7 protein-coding genes are annotated in these 15308 nt (G+C 39.7%); all 7 read left to right on the forward strand.

Translation table 11 applies throughout. The features are described from left to right. The first annotated feature begins 19 nt into the window (after window positions 1-19). The 7 genes from BXY_RS15660 (at window position 20) to BXY_RS15690 (ending at window position 15301) form a co-directional block, all read left to right on the forward strand. Window positions 20-3271, forward strand: coding sequence for a SusC/RagA family TonB-linked outer membrane protein (locus BXY_RS15660; protein WP_008645553.1), 3252 nt, complete (start codon window positions 20-22; stop codon window positions 3269-3271). Window positions 3272-3284: 13 nt separating this feature from the next. Continuing rightward, entirely contained in the window at window positions 3285-4823 is a 1539-nt protein-coding gene (locus BXY_RS15665; RefSeq protein WP_008645551.1) for a RagB/SusD family nutrient uptake outer membrane protein, read from the forward strand. Window positions 4824-4840: 17 nt separating this feature from the next. Then, entirely contained in the window at window positions 4841-6547 is a 1707-nt protein-coding gene (locus BXY_RS15670) for a DUF5108 domain-containing protein (protein WP_008645548.1), read from the forward strand. A 3-nt stretch (window positions 6548-6550) separates the two neighbouring features. Further along, window positions 6551-8221: a hypothetical protein gene (locus BXY_RS15675; RefSeq protein ID WP_008645540.1), complete on the forward strand. Its 1671-nt coding sequence runs from the start codon at window positions 6551-6553 to the stop codon at window positions 8219-8221. Window positions 8222-8242: 21 nt separating this feature from the next. Then, window positions 8243-11386 (forward strand): SusC/RagA family TonB-linked outer membrane protein, encoded by a 3144-nt coding sequence (locus tag BXY_RS15680; protein WP_008645537.1) that lies wholly within the window; start codon window positions 8243-8245, stop codon window positions 11384-11386. After that, on the forward strand, window positions 11386-13068 hold the full coding sequence (locus tag BXY_RS15685) for a hypothetical protein (protein ID WP_008645534.1): 1683 nt from the start codon (window positions 11386-11388) through the stop codon (window positions 13066-13068). Before BXY_RS15680 ends, BXY_RS15685 begins: the two co-directional genes overlap by 1 nt. 121 nt (window positions 13069-13189) lie before the next feature. Then, window positions 13190-15301 (forward strand): hypothetical protein, encoded by a 2112-nt coding sequence (locus tag BXY_RS15690; RefSeq protein WP_008645533.1) that lies wholly within the window; start codon window positions 13190-13192, stop codon window positions 15299-15301. Window positions 15302-15308: the final 7 nt, after the last annotated feature.

Consider the following 15308-nt stretch of genomic DNA (forward strand, 5'->3'; position numbering starts at 1 on the left):
TAACAGAAAAACAGAGATTATGAAATTATTAAAATACATACTGATTGCTATCGTATTCGCAGCAACTACTGGCGAAGCTTTCGGACAAGCGAAAGTCCTCTCTGGAAAAGTGACCGAGATGTTCGGGACGACAGCAGAACCTATGATAGGGGTGAACGTAAATATTCTCAACTCCCAAAACCGTTCTTTAGGTGGTACTGTCACAAATCTGGACGGTATTTATAACCTTCCGATCCCGAATGAGAACAATCTGATCATCGTTTTTTCTTATATTGGAAAAAAGAGTGAAAGAATCAAATACAACGGTCAGACACGGTTGAATGTTGTCCTAAAAGATGATACACAGACCATTAATGAAGTTGTTGTGCAAGGAAAACGAATCGAACGGAATGACTTAGGTATCAGTGCTAGAGAACAATCTTCTGCAACGCAGAAGGTTAGTATGGAAGATTTGGTGGCTGTTGCTCCTGTAACTTCCATCGAAGATGCCTTGCAAGGACAGCTCGGTGGTGTGGATATTGTATTAGGTGGTGGCGACCCTGGAGCACGTGCTTCCATACAGATTCGTGGTGGTAGTACACTGAATGCTAATGCAGAACCACTGATTGTAGTAGATGGAGTTCCTTATCCGGCAGAAATTGATGATAATACTGATTTCTCTACCATCAATAATGACGATTTGGGTGCCTTGTTGAATATCTCTCCGCAAGATATTGAGTCTATCGAAGTGTTGAAAGATGCAGCAGCTACTGCCGTTTGGGGTACTTCCGGTGCCAACGGTGTATTGGTTATCAAGACTAAGCAGGGGGTACAAGGGAAAACACGTTTTAGTTTCTCATCCAAATTTTCCGCTAAGTTTGAGCCGGAAACCATTCCGATGTTGAACGGTAACCAATATTCTGCTTTGGTATCTGAAGCGTTGTGGAATAGTGCCAATTATATTGGTCTTGCCAACTCTACCAGCTACTTGCAAATGCTTTACGGTTCTCCTGAGATCGGTTATCAGCCGGATTGGACATATTTTGACGAGTATAACCAGAATACAGATTGGCTGTCCGAAGTGCGTCGGAATACTCAGTCATGGGAAAATACGTTTTCTATGAGTGGTGGTGGTGAAAGAGCGACTTATCGTTTTTCTTTGGGTTATTTGGACGAAGGAGGTACGACTGTCGGAACCGATTTCAGCCGCTTGAATTCTTCATTGAATGTAAATTATAAGTTCTCTGACAAATTGAATTTTTATGCACAGTTCTCTTATACTCAATCTGAGAGAAATAATAACTATTATAATGTACGTGGGGAAGCTTTCCGCAAAGCACCGAACAAATCACCTTACTACATTGACGATGAGACAGGGAATCGTACATCACAGTATTTCAATCACAATGAAAATTCTACATTGGATCCTGCTTTTAATGGTGATAAGTACTATAATCCTATTGCTATGGCAAATGAGAGTGTCAACCGAACCATACAGCGGGAAAGTAAAATGAATTTTCGTATTAAATATGACATTTTGAATGGACTGACTTATGAAGGATATGTTAACATGAATATCCGTAATACTAAAGGGCGTATGTTTTTGCCACAGGTGGCTACTGGTCTTGCATGGACAGACAAAATGTCAAATCGTAGTACGGATACCTCTTCTGACTTATTAACTATAAATACGGAAAATAAGTTGATGTATCGCAAAAACTGGAACGATAAACATGCAATTATCGCGACTGCAGTATTCCGTACTACGGAAACGAATAAATCCAGCTATGGAAGCGAAACTTCTGGTAACGTATCTTCAGGACTTGCTGATCCTACCATTGGAAGTGCTGTACGCAAAATTAGTTCTGGTGATTCCAAAACACGCAATATTAACGGTGTAGCTTTAATGAACTATACCTTATTGAACCGTTACATTATCAATGCTTCACTAGGTATGGAAAGCAATTCGACCATGGGTAAATCGGAACGTTTTGGTATGTTTCCTACTGTTGGTTTAGCTTGGCATTTGGCAGATGAGAAATTCATGGATTTTTCGAATGACTGGATGGATGAGTTCAAACTTCGTTTTAGTTTGGGACAGACCGGGAATTCAGCCAGTGGTGCTTCACTCTATCTGGGTTCTTATGCTTCCGGGAATAACTACATGGATATGAGTGCCATTACTCCGAGTTCTATGCAACTTAATAAACTGAAATGGGAAACAACAACCGAATATAACACAGGGCTTGATGCTACTTTCTTAAAAGGCAAACTTCGCTTTACTGTTGATGTCTATCAGAAATATGTAAAAGACCTGTTACAACCAAAGGTAAAGATGCCGACCACTATCGGTTATGGAAATGGTTATCAAATTAGCTACATGAATTCCGGGAAAATGACAAATAAAGGATGGGAATTCCGTGTTGACGCTGTTCCGTTCCAAAACAAAGACTGGCGTGTGGGAGTCTACTTCAATATTGCCCACAATGAGAATAAGATTACGGAAATGCCTGATAATTATATCGAAGAGAATTATACTTTCGGTAATGGTAATTACGCATATCGTAGAGAAGAAGGTCGTCCGATGGGATCGTTCTATGGTTATCGTTACAAAGGCGTTTATCAAAATAAAGACGCAACTTATGCACGTGACATTGAAGGTAACGTGATGAAAGATATTTCCGGTAATGCAATTGTTATGAGGAATGGATCATATACCGTGGCTCCCGGAGATGCAATCTATGAAGATGTAAATCATGATGGTGTTATCAATCAGTACGATATAGTCTATTTGGGTAATTCAAATCCGAGACTTACAGGAGGTGCAGGACTCAATGTCAGCTATAAGCAGTTTAAGTTATCTGCTATTTTCTATGGGCGTTACGGGCAGGATGTGGTTAACGCTACTCGCTTGAATAATGAGTCTATGCGTGGTATTGATAACCAAAGTACGGCTGTCCTCAGACGTTGGCGTAATGAAGGTGATCAAACCGACATTCCACGTGCACTTTATGGAGAGGGGTACAATACACTAGGATCTGATCGCTTTGTTGAAGACGCTTCCTATTTGCGTTTAAAATCCTTATCATTCACCTATCGTTTGCCGAAGAAAGCGATTCAGCGTTGGGGATTCAACAATATTGATGTGTACGTAACCGGATACAATCTTTTCACATGGACTAAGTACACAGGGCAGGACCCAGAGGTAAAGACTGAGAATACGTATGCCAGAGATACAGCCACTACACCTGCTTCTATTCAGCTTGTTGCTGGCTTTAATTTAAGTTTCTAAAAGATTTACGAAAATGAAAAAAATATTTACTATATTGTTACTATTCGGTGGCTTATTAATGAGCGGATGCAGCGATTGGCTCGATGTACAGCCTAAAGATAAACAATCCACCGATATGTATTGGGAATCTTCCGAAGATGTAGAGGCAATTCTTGCACAAGGTTACAGTCGTTTGCGTGATTGCGTTCCCTATATCATAGATTGGGGGGAATTGAGAGGAAGTTCCGTTATTGTTCCGGTAAGATCGACTCCGGCTGGTCAAATTCAGAATTTTACAGTATTGCCCAGTACATCAGCCGTTCAATGGGGAACATTCTATCAAGTAATCGGTATGGCAAATGCTGTATTGAAATATGCACCAGGGGTAATTGAGAAAGACGAGAGTTACTATCAATCGCAAATGGATTCACATTTGACGGAAGCTTATTTCTTGCGTGGACTGTCGTATTTATATTTAGTACGCAACTTTCGGGAAGTTCCTTTGATTACTGAACCTTATGTAGACGATGCCATGCCTACTGACGTGCCAAAGTCTTCCGAAGTGGAGATTCTGGAACAAATCAAAAGTGATGTACGTGCAGCATTGGCAACTGATGCCGCTAAAGAAACATTTAACGGAACATGGGCTACTAAAGGACGTGCTACCAAATGGGCTCTATATGCACTAATGGCGGAAACCTGTCTTTGGGCGGAAGATTATGAAGAATGTGTTACATACGCTGATTACTTGATTAACTCCACAGCTCCCATACGTCCCGTGTTTATGTCAACACCTGGACAATGGTACAATATATTTTATCCTGGTAATAGTAATGAATCTATCTTTGAGATACAGTATGACGAAACGAATTATGCACAAGGAGGCGGAAGTCCGTCAAAACTTCTTCCTTATGGCTCTGACGTCACGGTCAATACTTATATGTATTCAGAACCGATGACTATCCGCTTGATAAATGAATTCTACCAAAATCAGGATGAAGTAAATCGTACCTATTATGGTTCGTTTGCTGGTATAACTTATACCAGCTATCCGGAAAATGGTATTATTTGGAAATACTCAGGGTTGGGTGTAGCCGATCGGGAAGCAGTACGTACAATTTTGGATGCCAACTATATTATTTATCGTATGGCAGATGTGATGTTGATGAAAGCGGAAGCTTTGATTCGTATTGGCGGTTCTGCCAATTGGACAGAAGCATTGGCTATCATAAATAGAATACGTGAACGTTCTGAGTTGAGACCACGAGATGAAGTCAGTGCGGAAAATATTAATGAAGCTACTGAGGAAATATTGTTGGAAATGTTGCTGGACGAGCGGGATATGGAATTTGCTGCAGAAGGAAAGCGCTGGTACGATCTGTTACGATATGGCAAGCAACAGAACTTCAAATATAAAAGTCGCTTCAAAATACTTATAATGGAGAATAATCTTACCGCGGAAAGCAGATGGTTGGGCTCTGTTTTAGACAACGACAATGCTTGGTATTTGCCAATTCCTGCCAGTGACATATCCACCAACTCGTTATTGAAGCAAAATCCTTATTATGAATAATTAAATAACGATATGCAATGAAAAAAATGAAAAAAATATACTGGATGCTGTTCATTATTTTATGTGCAGCTTGCAATGATCCGTATGACGGAGATACATATGTTGTTTTCGATATGCAGCCTGCAGGAACTTATTTGTCCAACAGGTCAGACGACTTTTCCGAATGGATTCACATTATGAAGTATGCAGACTTGTACAATGCTGTAAATCAGGCAACACAGTCTTTTACACTTTTTGTACCTAATAATGCTGCTGTAAAAGAATTTTATAATCGAAAAGGAGTTTCTTCCATTGAAGATTTGGGTACAGAGTATGCACGTAGCCTAGTGTCCTATCACATAGTACAGGATACCATTAGTCAGGAAATTTTCATAGAGAAGGAAGGGGCATTAGCAAAAAGGACCGTTTCTGATGATGTCTTGATGGTATCTTTCGGAAGTGCGGAAGTTGGAGGTGGTGGTATGCAGTCTGTTTACTTGAATAATGAAGCTCATGTAATAGAGTTTGCAAATAAGGTATCTAACGGTTATGTATATGTATTGGAAAATACGCTGACGCCACTTACAGAAAGTGTATATGCTCGTATATCTGAAAGCGGACGTCCCTACACAATTCTGAAATCTGCAATGGATGCTACAGGAGTGGGTGCGGAATTAGATGTTATATATGATGATATAGTAGATGATTTGGGTCAGACCACTCAGCAGAAACGCAATTATACATTGTTGGCAGTATCGGACGATGTATTCAAGGAAGCAGGTGTCAACAGTTTGCAAGACTTGGTACAGCTGTTGGGAGCAGGCAGTGATTATACTAATCCAGAGAATGCATTGTATCAATATGTAGCTTATCATGTTTTGGATGGAAGCTATGATTTGAGTAAATTACGTAGCTTTGATACACCGGACGCAACCTCCAAAATATGGAATACACTGAATGCTGGAAGCGTGATAAGAATCAGCAAAGAAGACAAGATATTCTATTTGAACTACAGGGATGAGAATCGAGCTTGTTTTGTAGAAGACTATTGTAATTTACAAGCTAAAAATGGTTATATTCATCAAGTTTCTTCTTACTTGCCTGTGGCGGAAGCCGAACCGGAAACTGTTTTGTTTGACGTATGCAATTATTCTATTATTGGCGATTGGATAGCGGCTGGTAACGGAGAAGATGGGATCAAATTCCAAGAATCTTTTGGTACAGCAGAGAAAAAGTGTGATGTTTCAGGTCTCAATTGTTATGAATATAGCCTTAATAATCCTTCTGGAACTTATGGTAGTTATTACAATGTCACTTATTTTACTACCCGAACCAATAATGGATGGAATACTGCAAATAATATGGATTTCCTGATGTTAAACTTGGGTAATACAGGTTGGGTTTCCATGCAAACGCCATCTATCATTAAAGGAAAGTACAAAGTGACATTACGATTTGGTTACGCCACTTCCATGGAATTTATAAGAACCAGTACAGGCGGCAGTAACGGAGGGAAAATGATTTTCAGCTTTGATGGAGAAAACTCTGTTACATGCGCTCCTTATACGACAGTTCCTTCTAAAACATTAGGATGTTATTCCTATGTGCTTTATCCTGAACTGGAATTTACAGAGACTTCTACTCACACTTTCCGATTAGTGATGAATGACCCTGCTGCAAGTAAAGACCCCAACTATCGTATACTTATTGATTACTTATTATTTGAACCTATATTTGACGAATAAATTATGAAAGCAAGAAAATATATATTTGGCATTGCTCTAATCGGATTGATAGGGAGTAGTTGTACCGACACATGGGATGAGCATTATGCCCAAGATACCAGTAAGGTGAATAATACGGAGATTTCTGTAGTTAATGCAACCATTACCGATTATTTGGCTCAGGAGCCTTCATTGAGCGATATGTACCAATTGTTTAACGAAACAGGTATGGTGGAGCAACTATTGGAGAAAGAACAGATGTACACTATTCTAGCTGTAGAATCAGGTATTGCAGCAGGGGATGATCCTATATATACTGCTCAAACCTATATTTCTGATGCATCCATCTCTCCTTCTAATTTGGAAGACGGACAGCGTATTTTGATGTGGAGTGGTAAGTATCTAAAGATTTCTACCACTTCTCCTGAGACTAGAGCAGTTGCCGGTGTTCGTTTCAACAATGCAAATGTTACTAAAGTTATTAAGCTAACCAATGGATATTTGTATTTATTGGATCAGGCTGTAGAGTCTCCGAGAAGTCTGTATGAAATTATTGAGAATTTGGGAGACGATTATTCTATTTTTCGTAATATGGTCAGATCACGTTATGTATTGACATTTGATAAAAATGCAAGTACGGTGATAGGAGTAGATAAGACGGGAAATACTGTGTATGATTCTGTATTTACCGTCAAAGCTCCTTATTTCGAGAATAGAAAATTCAACATCATGTCTGAGAATCTCACTGCTACTATGTTGCTCCCTTCCAATGATGTGGTGAATCAGGCCTTGAGTACCGCACGGAAAAATTTGGCTGATTGGAATATGGTACGCGCAGACAGCATCTTGGAGAATTGGGTGTTCCAAGCTGCTTTTTTTAACAACGTTTATAGCAAGGAAGATTTTGAAACAAACGAAGATCTGACTTCTGTATTTGATAAACAATGGCGTACTACTGTACAGGAAGTAGACCTTGAAAATCCGATTCCTATGAGTAACGGAACGGCTTACCGTGTCACAAAAATGAAAATACCGACTAACGTATTGATTTACCGTCTCAAGGAACTTTTCAGAAACTATGAATATCTGAGCGCAAGTGATAAAGAAAAGTATTTCAACACTACGAATCTTTCATTTGAAAAGATCAGTGAAACAGACGAAGCAACTATAAATGGATGGCCGGCATTAGGATTTCCCAAGATAGGATATAGGGTACTTTATTTTACTCTGACAGATTTGGAAAATAAAAATTATACGCTGGACTATACTCCGTTTAGAGGTGAAATGGTAGGAAAAGATTATGTCGCTACTTCATACAAAATTCCACCTGGAACTTACACGTTTGCTATGGGATTCCGGCAAGCTAAAGACTTGGGAGCGATTGATTTTTCAATTTTCAAAGATGGAGAGGAAATTAAAGTTGGTACTTTTTCACAGTCTAAACTAAACAACAATTCTGCTCTCCATTATGACCGTGGTAAAGAAGGGGGATACCCGGAAAATATAGATGAAGCTGTTAAACAAGGATTTAAAGATAAAGCAAAATACGATCGTGACGGTGGTACTGTAGGCACAGTTACTATTCCAGGTGATAAAGCTTCTGAAATTGTGATACGCTTTAAAGGTTCTGGAAGCAACTTGAAACACGCATCGTTATATCATTGGTGCCTAAGACCAACTAAGGACTGTTATTAATCTTATGAAAATAAAGACAACATGAAAAAGATACAAGTTTTATTTTTCGCCCTGTTAATTTGCCTGTTCGCAGCTAATCTGTATGCGCAGGAACAAGGCAAAATAAGCGGTAAAATATTATCTACCCTGAATATTCCGATTGAGGGTGCGGTAATCTCTGTCACCGGAAGTGAAGATGTCACTACGGACAAAAATGGAGTATTTCAAATTCAATGCAAGGATCCGCAGAAAGCCAATATTTCTGTTTGGGCTGCCGGGTATTATACAGTGTTTCAGGCGGTAAATAACCGTAAGGAGATGTCTATTATTCTGATTCCCGAATCGGAGTATAAGTATAATGAGACAACGGTGTTGCCTTTCCGTATTGAGACAAACGGTGTTACTACTTCCGCTGAGAATATTGCCAAAAAAGACTTTGTACCTGCCGGCATGAAGATAGACCGTGCTTTGGCTGGACAAATTGCCGGTTTGCAGGTAACTCGTGGTAGCGGTATGCCTGGAGAGGGAAGTTATCTCAATTTCCGTGGAGTACGTTCGTTTGTGGGTAACAATGCTCCGTTAGTTGTTATTAATGGTATACCTCATATACCGGACGTGAATGATTCTCCGTTGATTAACGGATTGAGCCGTAATATTTTCCAAGCTTACAATCTGCAGGATATTCAGAATATTACAATTTTGAAAGGTGCAGAGGCTGCTTTATATGGTTCTATGGGTGCTAATGGCGTTATTCTGATTGAGACAGATGGTGCTAATTCGGACAACATGAATACGGAAATCAGTTACTATGGACAATTTGGTATCAATTGGAATAATAAGCGTATGCCATTATTAAACGGAATCAACTACCGTTCGTATTTGTCGGATATGGGTATGAGTTATTTCGGTAATATGGATGAGTTCTTTACTGAATTTCCTTTTATGAGTGATCCTAATAACAGCAAATATGCTAACTACTACAATAACAATACGAACTGGCAGGATGAAATCTACCGGAGAGGATTCGTAACGGAGAATCTGTTTCGGGTAGAAGGTGGTGATGCTATCGCTAAATATGATTTATCTTTGGGGTACTCTAAAGAAGATGGAATATTGAAAAGTACCCAGCAGAATCGCTACCATACCCAGTTGAACGGAAACTTCTTGGTGAGTAAGAATTTTGAAGTCTATGCTACTGTCGGATTGGCATATATCAATGGCAATTATCAGGAACAAGGAATGAATATGCGTACCAATCCGTTACTCACTGCTTATGCACAGTCTCCGTTGCTGGCCCCTTACCAAAAATCTGATAATGGAATATTTACTCCGGTTTATTCTACCTATTATTATGGAATTAGCGAGAATATGGCTTATGCCGTAAGTAATCCGCTGGCTATTGTTAATACATTAGATGCGAGAAGTCGGCAGTATGACGTCAATATCAAAGCTGGTTTCAATTATAAAATGTTTCCCGGATTTTCTCTTGGTGGTGTGTTTGGGTTGTATTATAATTACAATAAAGAACACATTTTTGTTCCGGGACGTACGGATCTTACCATTGTTCCTATCACCGACTCATATGGTACAGAAGAAAATACGATACGAGAAGGTGTAGCGGAAGCCACTAACTACTTTTATAATTTAAATGCGCGCTACAACAAGTTGTTCAACAGCCGTCATGCACTGAACGTTATGGCAGGATTCCAGGCAATGACTACTTTGCAGGAATATGACGGAGCATATGCCCGTAACACTACTAATGATTTCTATCAGGTGTTGGGATCTGCAAATGCTGTTGGTCGTTATTTCGATGGTTATCAGAACAAATGGAACTGGGCGAATATCTATGCTCATGTCGACTATACTTATAATAATGTTCTGAATACTGCATTCAATATGGCAATTGACGGTTCTTCTGCCAACGGAAGATATACAAATCATTTCCAGGTATATCCGTCAGGTAGTGCCACCTGGATGATGAAAAACATGTCTTTCCTGATTGATAAAGATTGGATAAATCGTCTGGATATTCGCGCGGAATATAGTCTGATGGGAAACAGCCGTTTTTCTTCCAATTACGGAAAGTCGTATTATAGTAGTTCACCATATATGGCAGTGTCAGGTATTTTGCGTACACAAATTCCGAATACACACTTGAAACCTGAAGTAACTTCACAAATGAACTTGAGTTTGGACGCAAGTATTTTAAGAAATCGTATTAACGTAGGGGTTGATTACTATCGTGGAAGAAGCAAAGATGTTATTATGAACATTAGTAAATCTGCAGTTTATGGTACGTCTGCTTATTATGCAAACATCGGTAAGATTGACAATAATGGAGTAGAGCTTTCTTTACAGGCTTCACTTGTTCGCCTGCGTGATTTTGAATGGATTGTCGGAGGTAACATTTCTTTTATGGAAAGCAAAATCAAGTCGTTAGGTGGCAAGGAACAAGAAGTAATTGAATATGAAGACGGTTCCATGTTGGTGAGTCGAGTAGGAGGTAATCCATATGAGTTTTACGGACTTCAGGCAACGGGTGTTTACTCCACTCAGTCGGAGGCAGAAGAGGCAGCATTGCTGAACAGTAGTAATCAGCCATACCGTGCCGGTGATGTACGTTATGTAGATCAGAATAATGATGGTCGGATCGATTCTAAAGATTATGTATCTTTGGGTAGTGCTACTCCTGATTATTTTGGAGGATTTTACACCAACATCCGTTACAAACAGTTTGCTTTAGCTGCTGAGTTCTCATATTCAAAAGGAAACGAAGCTTACAATGCAGTAAGACAGACATTGGAATCAGCTTCATCTTTTTCCAACCAAAGTGTTGCTGTAGCCAATCGTTGGAGTGTGGAAGGACAAGTGACCAATATTCCGCGTGCCAATTATGGAGACGCTATTGGCAATAACAAATTTTCTTCTCGCTGGATTGAAGACGCTTCTTATTTGCGCATGAAGAGTGTTACGTTAAGCTATAGTTTTGATAAGCCAGTTTGGAAGTTCTTCCGTTCCGGCACACTGTATGTGACAGGAGAAAATCTGCTTACTGCTACTAAATACTTGGGACTGGATCCGGAATTTGCTTACTCGTCCGGTAATAGTGCAATACAAGGATTTGATTATGCGAAAGTAATGCAACCGAAATCTGTCAAATTGGGTATTAACTTGAAATTCTAATGATGAAGATGAAAAAAATATTATTAAATGTCGCTTTCATTCTAGCGGCTACCTTATTGGGAGGATGTGATGATTTCTTTAATCCCGATACGGATGTTACACTCGATAATGAGGATTATATATCGGAAGAAAGTGAGATGTACTCCGGTTACATTGGTATTATGACTAAAATGCAAGCTATTGGAGACAAGGTGATTTATCTGAATGAACTTCGTGGAGAAATGGTGGTGCCGACTGCAACGGCACCCACTGAACTCTATAACTTGTATAATTATGATGATGATTTGAGTGGTAATTCGTATGCAGATCCTTCCGGATTTTACGAAGTGATTAATGCTTGCAACGATTATCTTCGAAAATTGAAAACATACGAAGAAAATAATTCTATTAACGAAAGCCATTACAAGGCGTTGGTCAGCAGTACGCTACGTGTTAAGACATGGATGTTTATGACAATTGCCAAAATCTATGGAGAGGTAGTTTGGGTGGATAAACCGATGACTTCATTAAGAGACTTGTCAAAGTTTGACGTGTTGAATCTTGATGAAACAATGGTTGCTTGTAAGAATTTGTTAGACATTGGTTTTGATAACATTGATGGAACTTATGAAACGGCTTGGAAAGACTGGGTAGATCCGGACACAGAATTAGCGAACAGTGAATATCGTCGTTGGGATATGATGACTCCGCCTTATTATGCTTTATATGCAGAGATTTGCTTGTGGTTAGGTAGATACCAGCAGTGTATCAATATGATACTTAACAAAATGAATAGTATGTATGAAAAGACCAACAATCAATCTATTGCTTTTTTACGTAATGATATGTTGTTCAGTCATTATAATAATTTTTTTAATAATGAGACACCGTATGATTATGAATCTGCATCAGCAATCATGTATGACTATCAAAACAGACAGACGAACAATCTGTTGAAACATTTCGATTCTGATTATCCGAATAAATATTGGTTAGCACCGGCCGAAGTGGCAGTTGAACGTTTCAAAGACAATGAATTCGATCCGCTGGGTAATCAAACCAAAGATTTCCGAATGGATCGTACGGTTTATGATTACAATGGAAAATGGGTGGTTTGTAAATTTCGTCCGATTTCCAGTCCTTTGCGTGCTGCTTATCGTGATGACGTATTTGTGTATACTTATCGAGGGGCAGACCTCTATTTCATGTTGGCGGAAGCTTTCAATCAGTTGGGTAGAAGAGCGGTAATAGACGCTTTAATTAATGTTGGTGTTAGTGGGTATATTAGTGAATTCGACGTTAATGAAGAAGGAACTTATTCTGGTAACTGGTATGGGTTTACCCCTCATTGGACAAATGCTAGTACCGTATACAATTATTCAAATGGAACTTCAGGAATCGCTAGCCGTAAATATGGTGACAAGGGGATTCGTGGAACGGAAGTAAGTTATAGTGGTTTAGGATCACGTACCTTTACCTCCGATAAGCAAAACAATGACGAAGAAATATTGAAAGAAATGATGCTGGAAATGGCATGCGAAGGAAAAGTTTATCCGGCTATGATTCGTATGGCAAAACGTTATAATGATAATAGTTTCATGGCGAAGTATATTTCGGAAAAGTACGAAACTACCGGCAATGCTGAAGACATTCGTTCCAAAATAATGAATGGAGACTATTTTATCAAATGGAATTTAAAATAAAGATCCTCAAATCATCCTTTGGATTGGATTATTAGGGTGGAGTGACGCGGGTTTTTGAATGAGAATCCGCGTCATTTGTTTCAAAAATAAATACTTTTGTAAATAACAATAATAAAGAATCATGAAAACATTCGCAGTATCTATTGCAGCACTTTTTATTTGGACAGCTTGCGGAGATGGAAATCAGCCGATAATTGACCGCGAGGCATTAGTAGAAAGGAATAGTCCTGTTGTGACGGCATTCGATTCATTAGCTTCACTTTCTGTAGGAAATGGAGAGTTTGCTTATACGGTAGACATAACCGGATTACAGACGTTTCCGGACAATTATAAAAAAGGAGTTCCGTTGGGAACGCAGAGCCAGTGGGGTTGGCATAGCTTCGCCAATCCGGACCGGCTTACTTCGGAAGAAACCCTGAAAGAATACGATTTTGGCAGGGGAAAGAAAGAACTTTACGCTACTCAATTCAAAGAAGAAGGCAGACAGCAGGATGCCGCTAATTGGTTTCGTGTCAATCCGCATCGTCTTCATTTAGGAATTGTCGGTTTTGACGTGGAGGAAGGTACGGATATTGAACAGGTAACTGATGTTCATCAGAAACTTTGCTTGTGGGATGGAAAAATCGAAAGTCGGTTTAAATTAAACGGTGAAGATTATCAAGTAGAGACAGTCTGCCATCCTTCTAATGATATGATTGCTGCAAATATTACCTCTAAGGCGCATACCGGGATTTGTTTTCGCTTTCCGTATCCTACGGGCGCTCATTGTGATGATGCATGTAATTGGGAAGCCGTTGATAAACATACAACGACTATTGTTACTCAAAATGAATCTTCCGCAGTTTTGAAACATACTTTAGATAGCATAGAGTATTTCGTAACTTTGTATTGGGAAGGGAAGGCTACTTTCAATGAGAAAGCAAAACATTATTTTGTCCTGACTCCGATGGACGATCATTTAGCTTTTGCATGTGCTTTTACTAGTACAGCTCCTTCAATGCAGCCTGTTACTGTAGCACAAACTCAAGAAGAAGCAAAAAACTATTGGAATTCGTTTTGGAAGGAAGGTGCAGCTGTTGACTTTTCGGCATGTACAGACCCACGGGCCAAAGAACTGGAACGACGTGTGGTACTTAGCCAATATTTGCTTGCTATTCAGAGCGCAGGTACTACTCCTCCGCAAGAGACGGGGCTTACCTATAATTCGTGGTTTGGCAAATTCCATCTTGAAATGATCTGGTGGCACGAGGCTCAATTTGCTCTTTGGAATCGTAGCAACTTACTTGACCGTACATTAGGCTGGTATGAAAAGGCTGAACCGATAGCGCGTCAAATAGCTCAAAGACAAGGGTTTGATGGTGTTCGCTGGATGAAAATGACCGATCCTTCAGGAACAGAAGCCCCTTCCAAAGTAGGAAGTTTTCTGATTTGGCAACAACCTCATTTAATTTATTTGGCAGAATTACTTTATCGTGCTGATCCGACTAAAGAAGTATTGGAGAAATATAATCGTTTGGTACAGGAGACTGCAGAATTTATGTACTCTTTTGCTACATACGATGAACTGGAAGGACGTTACATATTGAAAGGTGCCATTCCTGCACAAGAAACGTTGCGTGCTGCAGAAACAGTTAATCCTCCTTTTGAACTTTCTTACTGGCATTTTGCCATGCAGACCGCCCAACAATGGCGTGAACGTATGGGACAGCAACGCAGTTTGGAATGGGATGAAATGATCGATAAACTTTCCCCTTTAGCATCTAATAATGAAGGACTTTATCTGGCTGCTGAAACAGCCATAGATACTTATAAAGATATTCGTTATACTTCCGACCACATGGCAGTATTAGGTGCAGTCGGTATTCTTCCGATGAATAAACTTATCCGGGAAGATTATATGAAAAATACATTGCACTGGATTTGGGATAACTGGAATTGGGGTAAAACCTGGGGATGGGATTATCCGATGACGGCTATGAATGCTGCCCGTTTGGGTGAACCGGAAAAGGCCGTCGGAGCTTTACTGATGGACAAACGTACAAACACATACTTGCCGAATGGTCATAATTATCAGGACGGTCGTTTACGTATTTATTTACCGGGTAATGGCGGCTTGCTGACTGCTATTGCGATGATGTGTGCCGGTTGGGACGGATGTACGGAGACTAATCCGGGATTTCCGAAAGATGGAACTTGGAATGTCCGTTGGGAAGGATTGAAGCCATTACCATAATCAAACA

It is taken from the genome of Bacteroides xylanisolvens XB1A (assembly GCF_000210075.1).
GTDB lineage: Bacteria > Bacteroidota > Bacteroidia > Bacteroidales > Bacteroidaceae > Bacteroides > Bacteroides xylanisolvens.